Origin of the sequence: Neisseria sp. P0019.S002 (genome assembly GCF_051957155.1) — a bacterium.
In the GTDB taxonomy this organism is placed as follows: Bacteria; Pseudomonadota; Gammaproteobacteria; order Burkholderiales; family Neisseriaceae; genus Neisseria; species Neisseria perflava.
The window spans coordinates 1-16326 of sequence record NZ_JBQCWS010000013.1 but is presented as its reverse complement, the minus strand read 5'-3'; the positions used below and the strand labels follow the sequence as shown (position 1 = coordinate 16326).

Annotated in this window: 12 protein-coding genes, 1 tRNA gene and 1 pseudogene; all 14 read left to right on the top strand. The window is 46.0% G+C overall.

What is annotated here, in order from left to right; translation table 11 throughout:
* Window positions 1-127, top strand: a pseudogene (locus ACTHTY_RS11190) (hypothetical protein); the annotation flags it as partial.
* 6 nt (window positions 128-133) lie between these two features.
* Window positions 134-209 (top strand) — tRNA-Trp (locus tag ACTHTY_RS11185).
* A 130-nt stretch (window positions 210-339) separates the two neighbouring features.
* On the top strand, window positions 340-615 hold the full coding sequence (secE, locus tag ACTHTY_RS11180) for a preprotein translocase subunit SecE (protein WP_003680696.1): 276 nt from the start codon (window positions 340-342) through the stop codon (window positions 613-615).
* A 2-nt stretch (window positions 616-617) separates the two neighbouring features.
* Window positions 618-1151, top strand: a complete 534-nt coding sequence (gene nusG / locus ACTHTY_RS11175) for a transcription termination/antitermination protein NusG (protein WP_003680697.1) — start codon at window positions 618-620, stop codon at window positions 1149-1151.
* Window positions 1152-1255: 104 nt separating this feature from the next.
* Window positions 1256-1690: a 50S ribosomal protein L11 gene (gene rplK, locus ACTHTY_RS11170; RefSeq protein ID WP_002220151.1), complete on the top strand. Its 435-nt coding sequence runs from the start codon at window positions 1256-1258 to the stop codon at window positions 1688-1690.
* On the top strand, window positions 1690-2385 hold the full coding sequence (gene rplA, locus ACTHTY_RS11165) for a 50S ribosomal protein L1 (protein WP_003677918.1): 696 nt from the start codon (window positions 1690-1692) through the stop codon (window positions 2383-2385). Before rplK ends, rplA begins: the two co-directional genes overlap by 1 nt.
* A 222-nt stretch (window positions 2386-2607) precedes the next feature.
* Window positions 2608-3108, top strand: a complete 501-nt coding sequence (gene rplJ, locus ACTHTY_RS11160) for a 50S ribosomal protein L10 (protein WP_314460439.1) — start codon at window positions 2608-2610, stop codon at window positions 3106-3108.
* A gap of 58 nt (window positions 3109-3166) precedes the next feature.
* Entirely contained in the window at window positions 3167-3538 is a 372-nt protein-coding gene (gene rplL / locus ACTHTY_RS11155) for a 50S ribosomal protein L7/L12 (RefSeq protein ID WP_003677916.1), read from the top strand.
* Between the two features lie 189 nt (window positions 3539-3727).
* Window positions 3728-7906, top strand: coding sequence for a DNA-directed RNA polymerase subunit beta (gene rpoB / locus ACTHTY_RS11150; RefSeq protein ID WP_440367677.1), 4179 nt, complete (start codon window positions 3728-3730; stop codon window positions 7904-7906).
* A 156-nt stretch (window positions 7907-8062) separates the two neighbouring features.
* Entirely contained in the window at window positions 8063-12238 is a 4176-nt protein-coding gene (rpoC, locus tag ACTHTY_RS11145) for a DNA-directed RNA polymerase subunit beta' (RefSeq protein WP_070461127.1), read from the top strand.
* 330 nt (window positions 12239-12568) lie between these two features.
* Window positions 12569-12940: a 30S ribosomal protein S12 gene (gene rpsL, locus ACTHTY_RS11140; RefSeq protein ID WP_002218431.1), complete on the top strand. Its 372-nt coding sequence runs from the start codon at window positions 12569-12571 to the stop codon at window positions 12938-12940.
* Window positions 12941-13057: 117 nt separating this feature from the next.
* Window positions 13058-13528, top strand: a complete 471-nt coding sequence (gene rpsG / locus ACTHTY_RS11135; RefSeq protein WP_002240962.1) for a 30S ribosomal protein S7 — start codon at window positions 13058-13060, stop codon at window positions 13526-13528.
* Window positions 13529-13546: 18 nt separating this feature from the next.
* Window positions 13547-15652: an elongation factor G gene (gene fusA / locus ACTHTY_RS11130; RefSeq protein WP_036491326.1), complete on the top strand. Its 2106-nt coding sequence runs from the start codon at window positions 13547-13549 to the stop codon at window positions 15650-15652.
* An 85-nt stretch (window positions 15653-15737) separates the two neighbouring features.
* Window positions 15738-16326, top strand: a 589-nt coding sequence (locus ACTHTY_RS11125) for a GTP-binding protein (RefSeq protein WP_440367638.1), incomplete at its 3' end; no start/stop codon positions are given.

Here is a 16326-nt window from a genome sequence, read left to right as displayed (position 1 = left end):
AGGTGAGAACGTAACCATTACTGTAGAACTGATTGCGCCTATCGCTATGGAAGAAGGTCTGCGCTTTGCGATTCGCGAAGGTGGTCGTACCGTAGGTGCGGGTGTGGTTTCTTCTGTAATCGCTTAAGTTTAGAGGCCAATAGCTCAATTGGTAGAGTATCGGTCTCCAAAACCGAGGGTTGGGGGTTCGAGACCCTCTTGGCCTGCCAAATAAAAAATTAACCGGCCTTGTGCCGGTTAATTTTTTTGTACTTAAGTTTAAGATTATTTGGAATTAATTAATGGATCAATGCCACTATCTAAAATGAAGGCGGGTGGGGTATTGATAAGTGAGTAAAGATGACAGAACATCCGTCTGGACGCAAAGAAGACCATCAGAAAAAGGAAGTTGTGGTAAGTAATAAGCCGGCTCCTGAAAAGAAAGAAGGTCTGTTTGCATATTTTAAGAGCTCTTGGACTGAATTCAAGAAGGTAGTTTGGCCGAGTCGTGATGAAGCGGTCAAAATGACTGTATTCGTGATTATCTTCGTTGCAGTTTTAGCAGCCTTCATTTATGCGGCAGATACAATTATTTCATGGTTGTTTTTTGATGTTTTATTAAATAGGAAAGGGTAAAGATGTCAAAGCGTTGGTATGTAGTACAGGCCTATTCCGGTTTCGAGAAAAATGTTCAAAAAACATTGAAAGAGCGTATTGCTCGTGAAAACATGGAAGAATATTTCGGTCAGATTCTCGTTCCTGTGGAGGAAGTGGTAGATATCAAGAATGGCCGAAAAACCATCAGTGAGCGTAAATTCTATCCAGGCTATGTATTGGTTGAAATGGAAATGACCGATGATTCATGGCACTTGGTTAAGAGTACCCCTCGAGTAAATGGTTTTGTAGGTGGTAGCGGAAATCGCCCAATCCCAATTTCTCAAAAAGATGCGGATGCTATTTTGCAACAAGCCAAAACAGGTGTTGAGAAGCCAAAACCAAAAGTTGAATTTGAAGTGGGTCAGCAGGTTCGTGTGAATGAAGGCCCATTTGCTGATTTCAATGGAATTGTTGATGAGGTTAACTACGAGCGTAATAGACTGCGTGTTTCGGTTCAGATTTTTGGTCGTGAAACACCGGTTGAATTAGAGTTCGGTCAGGTTGAAAAGATTTAAGTGGTTTAATTCGCTTGAAAATTTTTTTCTAAGCGGATATAATCGCAAATTCTGTTTGGGAAGCGGAATGGTTCCGCGTTATACCCGTTTTTAGGAGTCCTTAAGTGGCAAAGAAAATTATCGGCTACATCAAACTGCAAATTCCTGCAGGTAAAGCCAATCCATCTCCCCCAGTTGGTCCTGCTTTGGGTCAACGTGGTTTGAACATCATGGAATTCTGTAAAGCATTTAATGCTGCAACCCAAGGTATGGAACCTGGTTTGCCAATTCCAGTCGTGATCACTGCATTTGCAGATAAATCATTCACTTTTGTGATGAAAACCCCTCCAGCTTCTATCTTGTTGAAAAAAGCTGCTGGTCTGCAAAAAGGTAGTTCTAATCCTCTGACTAATAAAGTGGGTAAATTAACCCGTGCTCAGTTGGAAGAAATTGCTAAAACTAAAGAGCCTGATTTGACTGCTGCTGACTTGGATGCGGCTGTTCGTACTATCGCCGGCTCTGCTCGCTCAATGGGCTTGGATGTGGAGGGTGTTGTATAATGGCTAAAGTATCTAAACGCTTGAAAGCTCTTCGCTCTTCTGTTGAAGCTAATAAACTGTACGCAATCGATGAAGCAATTGCTTTGGTTAAAAAAGCTGCTACTGCTAAATTTGACGAGTCTGTTGACGTATCTTTCAACTTGGGTGTTGATCCTCGTAAATCTGACCAAGTTATTCGTGGTTCAGTCGTTCTGCCTAAAGGTACCGGTAAAACAACTCGCGTAGCTGTGTTTACTCAAGGTGCAAATGCAGATGCTGCTAAAGAAGCTGGTGCAGATATTGTTGGTTTTGAAGATCTGGCCGCTGAAATCAAAGCTGGTAACCTGAACTTTGACGTTGTTATTGCTTCTCCTGATGCAATGCGTATCGTTGGTCAATTGGGTACTATCTTGGGTCCTCGTGGCCTGATGCCAAACCCTAAAGTAGGTACTGTTACTCCTAACGTTGCTGAAGCAGTTAAAAATGCAAAAGCAGGTCAAGTACAATACCGTACAGATAAAGCCGGTATCGTTCACGCAACTATCGGTCGTGCTTCTTTCGCTGAAGCTGACTTGAAAGAAAACTTCAATGCGTTGCTGGATGCTATCGTTAAAGCCAAACCTGCTGCTGCTAAAGGTCAGTACCTGAAAAAAGTTGCTGTATCCAGCACTATGGGTTTGGGTGTTCGCGTTGATACTGCAAGCGTGAACAACTAAGAAATTTTCAGGTGATCTGATTTTCTGGGTCACCTGAATTTGGGCTACTTAAAATTAAGTAGATGTCCAAGACCGTAGGGATCGTAAGATTTAATCGTAATTGCCCTACGCAGACGGTAGTCCTGAAACACATTGCAAGATTGCTTGTAAGATGTCTTTTTAGGTTACCGCGCTGGTGGGATATCATTCGGTATCCTGTTTATAAACAGTGGGAGGTAGACCTTGAGTCTCAATATTGAAACCAAGAAAGTGGCCGTAGAGGAAATTAGCGCAGCAATTGCTAACGCTCAAACTCTCGTAGTCGCTGAATATCGCGGTATCAGTGTTTCCAGCATGACTGAGCTTCGTGCAAATGCACGTAAAGAAGGCGTTTACTTACGCGTTCTGAAAAATACTCTGGCTCGTCGCGCAGTAGAGGGTACTTCATTCGCAGGTTTGGCCGATCAAATGGTTGGTCCATTGGTTTACGCTGCTTCTGAAGATGCTGTTGCTGCTGCTAAAGTGCTGCACCAATTCGCGAAAAAAGATGACAAAATTATCGTTAAAGCCGGTTCTTACAATGGCGAAGTGATGAACCCTGCTCAGGTTGCTGAGTTGGCTTCTATTCCAAGCCGCGAAGAGCTGTTGTCCAAACTGTTGTTCGTTATGCAAGCTCCTGTATCAGGCCTTGCACGTGGTTTGGCTGCTTTGGCAGAGAAAAAAGCTGGCGAAGAAGCCGCTTAATCGATTTTGTTTCATTTAATCAATTATTTTTTAATACAATATTTGGAGTATAAATAGCATGGCTATTACTAAAGAAGACATTTTGGAAGCCGTTGGTTCTTTGACCGTAATGGAATTGAACGACCTGGTTAAAGCTTTTGAAGAAAAATTTGGCGTTTCTGCTGCTGCAGTTGCAGTTGCAGGCCCAGCAGGTGCTGGTGCAGCTGCTGCTGAAGAAAAAACTGAATTCGACGTAGTATTGGCTTCTGCCGGTGATCAAAAAGTTGGCGTGATTAAAGTTGTCCGCGCTATCACTGGTTTGGGTCTGAAAGAAGCTAAAGACATCGTTGACGGTGCACCTAAAACTCTGAAAGAAGGTGTTTCTAAAGCTGAAGCTGAAGACATCCAAAAACAACTGGAAGAAGCCGGCGCTAAAGTCGAAATCAAATAATTTGATGCTTCCTATAAAGGCTGGCAGTTTTCTGCCAGCCTTATTTTGCTTCTTAAAATAAGCATCAGGTATTGTTTACATTTATTTGCATAGTCTTTATAAAATCATTGCAAATAAATGTAAATATCAGGTTGATGCATGCCGTTGTTTCAGACGGCCTATTATTTAAAATTGCTTTTCGGAGTGTATATGAGCTATTCGTTTACCGAGAAAAAACGTATCCGTAAGAGTTTTGCAAAGCGAGAGAATGTCTTAGATGTTCCTTTCCTGCTGGCAACCCAAATTGATTCTTATGCGAAATTTTTGCAGCTGGAAAATGCTTTTGACCAACGCACTGATGATGGTCTGCAAGCAGCATTTAATTCTATTTTCCCGATTGTGAGCCATAATGGTTATGCGCGATTGGAATTTGTGCATTACACATTGGGCGAGCCTTTATTCGATATTCCTGAATGTCAATTGCGCGGCATTACTTACGCGGCTCCATTGCGTGCCCGTATCCGTTTGGTGATTTTGGATAAAGAAGCATCTAAGCCGACTGTAAAAGAAGTTCGTGAAAACGAAGTGTATATGGGCGAAATCCCATTGATGACGCCAAGCGGCTCTTTTGTCATCAATGGTACTGAGCGCGTGATTGTTTCCCAGCTGCACCGTTCTCCTGGTGTGTTCTTTGAGCATGACCGTGGTAAAACACATTCTTCCGGTAAGCTGTTGTTCTCTGCTCGTATTATTCCTTACCGTGGTTCATGGTTGGATTTCGAATTTGATCCAAAAGATTTGCTGTATTTCCGTATCGACCGTCGCCGTAAAATGCCGGTTACGATTTTGTTGAAAGCTTTGGGCTACAACAATGAACAAATCTTGGATATTTTCTACGACAAAGAAACTTTCTATTTGTCTTCAAACGGTGTTCAAACTGATCTGATTGCAGGCCGTCTGAAAGGTGAAACTGCCAAAGTTGATATCTTGGATAAAGAAGGCAATGTACTGGTTGCCAAAGGTAAACGCATTACTGCGAAAAATATCCGTGATATTACCAATGCAGGCTTGACTCGTTTGAATGTAGAGCCAGAAAGCTTGATAGGCAAAGCATTGGCTGCTGACCTGATTGATCCGGAAACCGGTGAAGTATTGGCTTCTGCTAACGATGAAATTACAGAAGAACTGTTGGCCAAACTTGATATCCATGGTGTAAAAGAAATTACGACCCTTTATATCAACGAATTGGATCAAGGCGGTTACATCTCCAGCACTCTGCGTACAGACGAAACTGCTGATCAGCAAGCTGCACGCGTAGCGATTTACCGCATGATGCGTCCTGGCGAACCGCCTACCGAAGAAGCTGTTGAGCAGCTCTTCAACCGCTTGTTCTTCAGTGAAGACAGCTATGATTTGTCTCGCGTAGGCCGTATGAAATTTAATACGCGTACATACGAGCAAAAACTGTCTGAAGCACAACAAAACTCTTGGTATGGCCGTTTGTTGAACGAAACTTTGGCTGGCGCATCTGAAAAAGGTGGTTACGTTCTGAGCGTTGAAGACATCGTTGCTTCTATTGCTACATTGGTTGAATTGCGTAACGGTCATGGCGAAGTAGACGATATTGACCACTTGGGTAATCGTCGTGTTCGTTCTGTGGGTGAGTTGACTGAAAACCAATTCCGCAGCGGTTTGGCTCGTGTAGAGCGTGCAGTTAAAGAGCGTTTGAACCAAGCAGAATCTGAGAATTTGATGCCGCATGACTTGATCAATGCGAAACCTGTTTCTGCCGCGATTAAAGAATTCTTCGGCTCCAGCCAATTGAGCCAATTTATGGATCAGACCAACCCATTGTCTGAAGTTACCCATAAACGCCGTGTATCTGCATTGGGCCCGGGCGGTTTGACTCGCGAACGTGCAGGCTTTGAGGTGCGAGACGTACATCCGACCCACTATGGCCGTGTATGTCCTATTGAAACACCTGAAGGTCCAAACATTGGTTTGATCAACTCATTGTCCGTTTATGCGCGTACCAATGATTATGGTTTCTTGGAAACCCCTTACCGCCGTGTTGTCGATGGCAAAGTAACTGAAGAAATCGATTACTTGTCTGCTATCGAAGAAGGCCGTTATGTGATTGCACAGGCGAATGCTGATTTGGACAAAGACGGTAATCTGATCGGCGACTTGGTCACTTGTCGTGAAAAAGGCGAAACTATTATGGCAACGCCTGACCGGGTTCAATATATGGACGTGGCAACCGGTCAAGTGGTATCCGTTGCAGCATCTCTGATTCCATTCTTGGAACATGATGACGCGAACCGTGCATTGATGGGTGCCAACATGCAACGTCAGGCCGTACCGTGTCTGCGCCCTGAAAAACCGATGGTTGGTACCGGTATCGAGCGCTCTGTTGCCGTTGACTCTGCAACTGCAATCGTTGCCCGTCGTGGCGGTGTAGTTGAATATGTAGATGCCAACCGTGTGGTGATTCGTGTCCATGACGATGAGGCAACTGCCGGTGAAGTGGGTGTCGATATTTACAACTTGGTTAAATTTACCCGTTCCAACCAATCTACCAACATCAACCAACGTCCGGCTGTCAAAGCAGGCGATGTTTTGCAACGCGGTGATTTGATTGCTGACGGTGCATCCACCGATTTGGGCGAATTGGCTCTGGGTCAAAACATGACCATCGCCTTTATGCCGTGGAACGGTTACAACTACGAAGACTCGATTCTGATTTCTGAAAAAGTAGCTGCAGACGACCGCTATACTTCGATTCACATTGAGGAATTGAACGTTGTTGCCCGTGATACCAAGCTGGGTGCGGAAGACATTACCCGCGATATTCCGAACTTGTCCGAGCGTATGCAAAACCGTTTGGATGAATCCGGTATTGTTTACATCGGTGCAGAAGTAGAAGCTGGTGACGTCTTGGTAGGTAAAGTAACACCTAAAGGCGAAACCCAACTGACTCCTGAAGAAAAACTGCTGCGTGCCATCTTCGGTGAAAAAGCGTCTGACGTAAAAGATACTTCATTGCGTATGCCTACCGGCATGAGCGGTACCGTTATCGATGTTCAAGTCTTTACTCGTGAAGGTATTCAACGCGACAAACGTGCTCAATCCATTATTGATTCTGAGCTGAAACGTTACCGTCAAGACTTGAGCGACCAGTTGCGTATTTTTGATAACGACGCATTTGACCGTATTGAGCGCATGATTGTCGGCCAAAAAGCCAACGGTGGCCCGATGAAGCTGGCTAAAGGCAGCGAAATCACTACCGAATATTTGGCAAGCCTGTCCAGCAAACATGATTGGTTTGACATCCGTCTGGCTGACGAAGATTTAGCCAAACAGTTGGAGCTGATTAAATTGAGCCTGCAACAAAAACGCGAAGAAGCGGATGAGTTGTATGAGATCAAGAAGAAAAAACTGACCCAAGGCGACGAGCTGCAACCGGGCGTACAAAAAATGGTGAAAGTATTTATCGCCATCAAACGCCGTCTGCAAGCCGGTGACAAAATGGCGGGTCGCCACGGTAACAAAGGTGTGGTATCACGCATTCTGCCAGTGGAAGACATGCCTTACATGGCTGACGGCCGTCCGGTAGACATCGTACTGAACCCGTTGGGCGTACCTTCCCGTATGAACATCGGTCAGATTTTGGAAGTTCACTTGGGTTGGGCGGCAAAAGGTATCGGCGAACGCATCGACCGTATGCTGAAAGAGCAACGCAAAGCCAGCGAGCTGCGTGAATTCTTGAACAAACTCTACAACGGTAGCGGTAAGAAAGAAGAGTTGGACAGCCTGACAGATGAAGAAATCATCGAATTGGCTTCCAACCTGCGTAAAGGTGCATCTTTCGCCTCTCCTGTATTCGACGGTGCGAAAGAGTCTGAAATCCGCGAAATGTTGAACTTGGCTTACCCAAGCGAAGATCCTGAGGTTGAGAAACTGGGCTTCAACGACAGTAAAACTCAAATTACGCTGTATGACGGCCGTTCAGGCGAAGCATTTGACCGTAAGGTTACAGTCGGTGTGATGCACTATCTGAAACTGCACCACTTGGTTGACGAAAAAATGCACGCCCGTTCTACCGGTCCGTATAGTCTGGTTACCCAGCAGCCTCTGGGCGGTAAAGCTCAGTTCGGTGGCCAACGTTTCGGTGAGATGGAGGTTTGGGCATTGGAAGCATACGGTGCGGCATACACGCTGCAAGAGATGCTGACTGTGAAGTCTGACGACGTGAACGGCCGTACTAAAATGTACGAAAACATCGTCAAAGGCGAACACAAAATCGATGCCGGTATGCCTGAATCCTTCAACGTATTGGTTAAAGAGATTCGCTCACTGGGCTTGGATATCGATTTGGAACGTTACTAAACAGAAGTTTTCAGACGGCCTTTCAAGGCCGTCTGAAAAAGCGGTTTCAGAATAAGAATGAAGCAATCGGCATTTAGGCCGTCTGAAATCAAAAGTACTGTTTTCCAATATCGAAAATCCGCCATGCGGTAAAAATACTTCCTTCAAGGAGCAAAAATGAATTTGTTGAACTTATTTAATCCGTTGCAAACTGCCGGCATGGAAGAAGAGTTTGATGCCATCAAAATCGGTATTGCCTCTCCCGAAACCATCCGCTCATGGTCTTATGGCGAAGTTAAAAAACCTGAAACCATCAACTACCGTACGTTCAAACCTGAGCGCGACGGTTTGTTCTGCGCCAAAATCTTTGGCCCGGTCAAAGACTATGAATGTTTGTGCGGTAAATACAAACGCTTGAAATTTAAAGGCGTAACCTGTGAAAAATGTGGCGTAGAAGTGACCCTGTCCAAAGTGCGCCGCGAACGCATGGGCCACATTGAATTGGCAGCACCAGTTGCACACATTTGGTTCTTGAAATCCCTGCCTTCCCGCTTGGGTATGGTACTGGACATGACTTTGCGCGATATCGAACGCGTATTGTACTTTGAAGCATTTGTGGTAACCGATCCCGGCATGACTCCGTTGCAACGTCGTCAATTACTGACTGAAGACGATTACTACAACAAACTGGACGAATACGGCGACGACTTCGATGCCAAAATGGGTGCAGAAGGTATCCGTGAATTGTTGCGCACCTTGGATATTACCGGCGAAATCGAAATCCTGCGTCAAGAGCTGGAATCTACCGGTTCTGACACCAAAATTAAAAAAATTGCCAAACGTTTGAAAGTATTGGAAGCCTTCCACCGTTCCGGTATGAAATTGGAATGGATGATTATGGACGTGCTGCCGGTATTGCCGCCTGATTTGCGTCCGTTGGTTCCATTGGATGGTGGTCGTTTTGCCACTTCCGATTTGAACGATTTGTACCGCCGCGTTATTAACCGTAACAACCGTCTGAAACGTCTGTTGGAACTGCATGCGCCTGACATCATCGTTCGTAATGAAAAACGTATGTTGCAAGAAGCAGTTGACTCTCTGTTGGATAACGGCCGTCGCGGTAAAGCCATGACCGGCGCCAACAAACGTCCGCTGAAATCATTGGCTGACATGATTAAAGGTAAAGGCGGCCGCTTCCGTCAAAACCTGCTGGGTAAACGTGTGGACTACTCTGGTCGTTCCGTGATTACCGTAGGTCCATACCTGCGTCTGCACCAATGTGGTCTGCCGAAAAAAATGGCGTTGGAACTGTTCAAACCATTCATTTTCCACAAATTGGAAAAACAAGGTTTGGCGTCTACCGTTAAAGCTGCGAAAAAATTGGTAGAGCAAGAGGTGCCTGAAGTATGGGATATCTTGGAAGAAGTCATTCGCGAACATCCGATTATGTTGAACCGTGCGCCAACCCTGCACCGTTTGGGTATTCAAGCGTTCGAACCTATCCTGATTGAAGGTAAAGCGATTCAGTTGCACCCATTGGTGTGTGCCGCATTTAACGCCGACTTTGACGGTGACCAAATGGCTGTACACGTTCCATTGAGCTTGGAAGCACAAATGGAAGCACGTACGCTGATGCTGGCTTCAAACAACGTATTGTCTCCAGCCAACGGCGAACCAATCATCGTACCTTCTCAAGATATCGTATTGGGTCTGTACTACATGACCCGCGACCGTATCAATGCCAAAGGCGAAGGTAGCCTGTTTGCCGATGTGAAAGAAGTACATCGTGCATACCATACCAAACAGGTTGAACTGGGTACGAAAATTACCGTACGTCTGCGCGAATGGGTGAAAAACGAAGCAGGTGAGTTTGAGCCTGTTGTTAACCGTTATGAAACAACCGTCGGCCGTGCATTGTTGAGCGAAATCTTGCCTAAAGGCCTGCCGTTCGAGTACATCAACAAAGCGCTGAAGAAAAAAGAAATTTCTAAACTGATTAACGCATCATTCCGTCTGTGCGGCTTGCGTGATACAGTTATTTTCGCCGACCACTTGATGTATACCGGTTTCGGTTTTGCGGCTAAAGGCGGTATTTCCATTGCGGTTGACGATATGGAAATTCCGAAAGAAAAAGCAGCCTTGCTGGCCGAGGCTAATGCCGAAGTTAAAGAAATCGAAGACCAATACCGTCAAGGTTTGGTAACCAACGGCGAACGTTACAACAAAGTGGTCGATATTTGGGGTCGTGCCGGCGATAAGATCGCTAAAGCGATGATGGACAACCTGTCTAAACAAAAAGTCATCGACCGTGACGGCAACGAAGTTGATCAAGAGTCTTTCAACTCTATTTACATGATGGCCGATTCTGGTGCCCGTGGTTCTGCGGCTCAGATTAAACAGTTGTCCGGTATGCGTGGTTTGATGGCCAAACCTGACGGCTCTATTATTGAAACGCCGATTACCTCTAACTTCCGCGAAGGTTTGACCGTATTGCAATACTTTATTGCGACCCACGGTGCGCGTAAAGGTTTGGCGGATACCGCGTTGAAAACGGCAAACTCTGGTTACCTGACCCGTCGTCTGGTAGACGTAACTCAAGACTTGGTCGTTGTTGAAGACGATTGTGGTACTTCAGACGGCTTTGTCATGAAGGCAGTTGTGCAAGGCGGTGACGTAATTGAAGCATTGCGCGATCGTATTTTAGGCCGTGTTACAGCATCAGATGTTGTTGATCCTTCAACTGGCGAGACTTTGGTTGAGGCAGGTACACTGCTGACTGAGAAATTAGTTGATATCATTGACCAATCTGGTGTTGACGAGGTTAAAGTCCGTACGCCAATTACTTGTAAAACCCGTCATGGCTTGTGTGCACACTGTTATGGCCGCGACTTGGCGCGCGGTAAACTGGTTAACGCTGGTGAAGCTGTAGGTGTAATTGCTGCACAATCTATTGGTGAGCCAGGTACTCAGCTGACCATGCGTACGTTCCACATCGGTGGTGCGGCATCTCGTGCGGCGGCAGCCAGCCAAGTAGAAGCCAAATCCAACGGTACAGCACGTTTCAGCAGTCAAATGCGTTATGTTGCCAACAACAAAGGCGAATTGGTTGTCATCGGCCGTTCTTGTGAAGTAGTGATTCACGACGATATCGGTCGCGAACGTGAACGTCACAAAGTACCTTACGGTGCAATTCTGCTGGTACAAGACGGCGAAGCCATTAAAGCCGGTCAAACCTTGGCAACTTGGGATCCGCATACCCGTCCGATGATCACCGAACACGCAGGTATGGTGAAATTCGAAAACGTGGAAGAGGGTGTTACCGTTGCGAAACAAACTGACGATGTGACCGGTTTGTCTACTCTGGTAGTGATTGACGGTAAACGTCGTTCCTCTAGTGCTTCTAAACTGTTGCGTCCGACTGTCAAACTGTTGGATGAAAATGGTCTGGAAATTTGCATCCCTGGTACGACTACCCCAGTTTCTATGGCATTCCCGGTCGGTGCGGTGATTACCATCCGTGAAGGTCAGGAAGTCGGTAAGGGTGATGTATTGGCGCGTATTCCACAAGCGTCTTCTAAAACCCGCGATATTACCGGTGGTCTGCCACGAGTAGCTGAGTTGTTTGAAGCACGCGTGCCGAAAGATGCAGGTATGTTGGCTGAAATTACCGGTACCGTTTCCTTCGGTAAAGAAACCAAAGGTAAACAGCGTCTGATTATTACCGACGTAGACGGTGTAGCATACGAAACCCTGATTTCTAAAGAGAAACAGATTTTGGTACATGACGGTCAAGTGGTGAACCGCGGTGAAACCATCGTAGACGGTGCCGTAGACCCACACGACATTCTGCGTCTGCAAGGTATCGAAGCATTGGCTCGCTACATTGTTCAAGAGGTGCAAGAGGTTTACCGCCTGCAAGGTGTGAAGATTTCCGATAAACACATCGAAGTCATCATCCGTCAAATGTTGCGTCGAGTGAACATTGTCGATTCTGGTGATACAGAGTTCATTACCGGTGAGCAAGTTGAGCGTGGCGATGTGATGCTTGCCAATGAAAAAGCCATGGCTGAAGACAAAGAGCCGGCACGTTACGAAAACGTGTTGTTGGGTATTACCAAAGCTTCCTTGTCTACAGACAGCTTCATTTCAGCGGCATCGTTCCAAGAAACAACCCGCGTCTTGACAGAGGCCGCTATTATGGGCAAACAAGACGAGCTGCGTGGTTTGAAAGAAAACGTGATTGTCGGTCGTTTGATTCCTGCCGGTACAGGCTTGACCTACCACCGCAGCCGTCACCAGCAATGGCAGCAAGCTGATCAAGAAACTTCTGAAACCGAAGCTTCAGACGAATAATCCCAAGGGATTATTGTGAAAATAAAACCGCAAGCCAGTCTTGCGGTTTTATTTTTTAGAGGATTTAAAAGAGGGTAGAGATTAAGGCCGTCTGAATAAATAAGGAAAGCAATGGAGAAAAATAAGTAGAGAGCCAAATTACGGACTTATTTAAAATGACAAAGGCCGTCTGAATGTTTCAGACGGCCTTTGTTTCCAAAATTTAGACATAAATTGGAAAACACCAAACTTTATCAGTCATTTGCTTGACTAAACCCTTGCAATAAAAATATAATTCCAATCTTGTCGACATGGTGTCGGCAAGTATTTAACTCAACAGGACGAGAAAATATGCCAACTATTAACCAATTGGTACGCAAAGGCCGTCAAAAGCCTGTGTACGTAAACAAAGTGCCTGCACTGGAAGCTTGCCCGCAAAAACGTGGCGTGTGTACCCGTGTATACACAACTACCCCTAAAAAACCTAACTCTGCATTGCGTAAAGTATGTAAAGTTCGCCTGACCAACGGTTTTGAAGTAATTTCATACATCGGCGGTGAAGGCCACAACTTGCAAGAGCACAGCGTCGTATTGATTCGCGGCGGTCGTGTAAAAGACTTGCCAGGTGTACGTTACCACACTGTACGCGGTTCTTTGGATACTGCAGGTGTTAAAGACCGTAAACAAGCCCGTTCTAAATACGGTGCTAAGCGTCCTAAATAATTATCGGGACTCAAATAGGCACGTCGGCCGCCTAAGCTGAACAACGGCCGAGTAAGTGAATACTCAATTGGGTATTCATGGGAATTGACCCAACTGAATAGATTAAAGGAAATTAAAATGCCAAGACGTAGAGAAGTCCCTAAGCGCGACGTACTGCCAGATCCTAAATTCGGCAGCGTTGAGCTAACTAAATTCATGAACGTATTGATGATTGACGGTAAAAAATCTGTTGCAGAACGTATCGTTTACGGTGCACTGGAACAAATTGAGAAAAAAACCGGCAAAGTAGCAATCGAAGTATTTAACGAAGCCATTGCAAACGCCAAACCTATCGTGGAAGTGAAAAGCCGCCGTGTAGGTGGTGCAAACTACCAAGTTCCTGTTGAAGTTCGTCCTTCACGTCGTCTGGCTTTGGCAATGCGCTGGGTTCGCGACGCGGCCCGTAAACGTGGTGAGAAATCTATGGACCTGCGTTTGGCAGGCGAATTGATTGATGCGGCTGAAGGTCGTGGCGGTGCGTTGAAAAAACGTGAAGAAGTACACCGCATGGCTGAAGCTAACAAAGCATTCTCTCACTTCCGTTTCTAATATCGAAAGGCTAACAAAATGGCTCGTAAGACCCCTATCAGCCTGTATCGCAATATCGGTATTTCTGCCCATATTGACGCGGGTAAAACAACCACAACAGAACGTATTTTGTTCTATACAGGTTTGACTCATAAATTGGGCGAAGTGCATGACGGCGCGGCTACTACCGACTACATGGAACAAGAGCAAGAGCGTGGTATTACCATTACTTCTGCTGCTGTGACTTCTTATTGGTCCGGTATGGCGAAACAGTTCCCTGAGCACCGTTTCAATATCATCGACACCCCGGGACACGTTGACTTTACCGTAGAGGTAGAGCGTTCTATGCGTGTATTGGACGGCGCAGTAATGGTTTACTGTGCAGTAGGCGGTGTTCAACCTCAATCTGAAACCGTATGGCGTCAAGCTAATAAATACCAAGTACCTCGCTTGGCATTTGTAAACAAAATGGACCGTCAAGGTGCCAACTTCTTCCGCGTTGTTGAGCAAATGAAAACCCGTTTGCGCGCAAACCCAGTACCTATCGTGATTCCGGTTGGTGCGGAAGACAGCTTCAGCGGTGTTGTTGACCTGTTGAAAATGAAATCCATTATTTGGAATGAAGCCGATAAAGGTACAACCTTTACCTATGGCGATATTCCTGCTGAATTGGTTGAGACTGCTGAAGAATGGCGTCAAAACATGATTGAAGCTGCAGCAGAAGCCAGCGAAGAATTGATGGATAAATACTTGGGCGGTGATGAGCTGACTGAAGAAGAAATCGTAGGCGCATTGCGTCAACGTACTTTGGCTGGTGAAATTCAACCAATGTTGTGCGGTTCAGCATTTAAAAACAAAGGTGTTCAACGTATGTTGGATGCAGTTGTAGAATTGCTGCCTGCTCCTACCGACATTCCTCCAGTTCAAGGTGTTAACCCTAACACTGAAGAAGCCGACAGCCGTCAAGCCAGCGATGAAGAGAAATTCTCTGCATTGGCGTTCAAAATGTTGAACGATAAATACGTTGGTCAGTTGACTTTCATCCGCGTTTACTCTGGTGTTGTGAAATCCGGTGATACCGTATTGAACTCAGTAAAAGGTACTCGCGAACGTATCGGTCGTCTGGTGCAAATGACTGCTGCAGACCGTACTGAAATTGAAGAAGTACGCGCTGGTGATATTGCAGCTGCGATCGGTCTTAAAGACGTTACCACTGGTGAAACCCTGTGTGCTGAAAGCGCACCAATCATCTTGGAACGCATGGAATTCCCTGAGCCGGTAATTCACATTGCTGTTGAACCAAAAACCAAAGCCGACCAAGAGAAAATGGGTATCGCCCTGAACCGTTTGGCGAAAGAAGACCCTTCTTTCCGCGTTCGTACAGACGAAGAATCCGGTCAAACCATTATTTCCGGTATGGGTGAGCTGCACTTGGAAATTATTGTTGACCGTATGAAACGCGAATTCGGTGTGGAAGCTAACATTGGTGCGCCTCAAGTTGCATACCGTGAAACTATCCGCAAAGAAGTTGAAGCTGAATACAAACACGCTAAACAATCCGGTGGTAAAGGTCAATACGGTCACGTTGTGATCAAAATGGAACCTATGGAGCCAGGTGGTGCAGGTTACGAATTTATCGACGAAATTAAAGGTGGTGTGATTCCTCGCGAATTCATTCCTTCTGTCGATAAAGGTATCCGTGACACCCTGCCTAACGGTATCGTTGCGGGCTACCCAGTGGTTGACGTACGCGTACGTTTGATCTTCGGTTCTTCGCATGATGTCGACTCTTCACAACTGGCCTTCGAATTGGCAGCCTCTCAAGCCTTTAAAGAAGGTATGCGTAAAGCCAATCCAGCTCTGTTGGAACCAATCATGGCAGTTGAGGTGGAAACACCTGAAGAATACATGGGTGACGTAATGGGTGACTTGAACCGTCGTCGTGGCGTTGTATTGGGTATGGATGATGACGGTATCGGTGGTAAGAAAGTTCGTGCTGAAGTACCTCTGGCAGAAATGTTCGGTTACTCAACCGACCTGCGTTCTGCAACCCAAGGCCGCGCTACTTACTCCATGGAGTTCAAAAAATACGCTGAAGCTCCTGCTCACGTAGCTGCTGCTGTAACTGAAGCCCGCAAAGGCTAATCAGAAAAGGCCGTCTGAAACTGAAAATAAATTTTCAGACGGCCATTGTTCTTTAATCGATCTTTATATGTAAAGGAATTAGCTCATGGCTAAGGAAAAATTTGAACGTAGCAAACCGCACGTAAACGTTGGCACCATCGGTCACGTTGACCATGGTAAAACCACTCTGACTGCTGCTTTGACTACTATTTTGGCTAAAAAATTTGGTGGCGCTGCAAAAGCTTACGACCAAATCGACAACGCTCCTGAAGAAAAAGCTCGTGGTATTACCATTAATACCTCACACGTAGAATACGAAACTGAAACCCGTCACTACGCACACGTAGACTGCCCGGGCCACGCCGACTACGTTAAAAACATGATTACCGGTGCTGCCCAAATGGACGGCGCGATCTTGGTATGTTCCGCAGCTGACGGTCCTATGCCACAAACTCGCGAACACATCCTGTTGGCTCGTCAAGTAGGTGTGCCTTACATCATCGTATTCATGAACAAATGCGACATGGTTGACGATGCCGAGCTGTTGGAACTGGTTGAAATGGAAATTCGTGACTTGTTGTCAAGCTACGACTTCCCAGGCGACGACTGCCCAATCGTACAAGGTTCTGCACTGAAAGCTTTGGAAGGTGACGCTGGTTACGAAGAAAAAATCTTCGAATTGGCTGCTGCTTTGG

Excerpts from the sequence above, each read along its gene's own strand:
- secE (WP_003680696.1), top strand. The coding sequence starts at position 340 with ATGACAGAACATCCGTCTGGACGCAAAGAAGACCATCAGAAAAAGGAA.
- nusG (WP_003680697.1), top strand. The coding sequence starts at position 618 with ATGTCAAAGCGTTGGTATGTAGTACAGGCCTATTCCGGTTTCGAGAAA.
- rplA (WP_003677918.1), top strand. The coding sequence starts at position 1,690 with ATGGCTAAAGTATCTAAACGCTTGAAAGCTCTTCGCTCTTCTGTTGAA.
- rplL (WP_003677916.1), top strand. The coding sequence starts at position 3,167 with ATGGCTATTACTAAAGAAGACATTTTGGAAGCCGTTGGTTCTTTGACC.
- rpoB (WP_440367677.1), top strand. The coding sequence starts at position 3,728 with ATGAGCTATTCGTTTACCGAGAAAAAACGTATCCGTAAGAGTTTTGCA.
- rpoC (WP_070461127.1), top strand. The coding sequence starts at position 8,063 with ATGAATTTGTTGAACTTATTTAATCCGTTGCAAACTGCCGGCATGGAA.
- rpsL (WP_002218431.1), top strand. The coding sequence starts at position 12,569 with ATGCCAACTATTAACCAATTGGTACGCAAAGGCCGTCAAAAGCCTGTG.
- rpsG (WP_002240962.1), top strand. The coding sequence starts at position 13,058 with ATGCCAAGACGTAGAGAAGTCCCTAAGCGCGACGTACTGCCAGATCCT.
- fusA (WP_036491326.1), top strand. The coding sequence starts at position 13,547 with ATGGCTCGTAAGACCCCTATCAGCCTGTATCGCAATATCGGTATTTCT.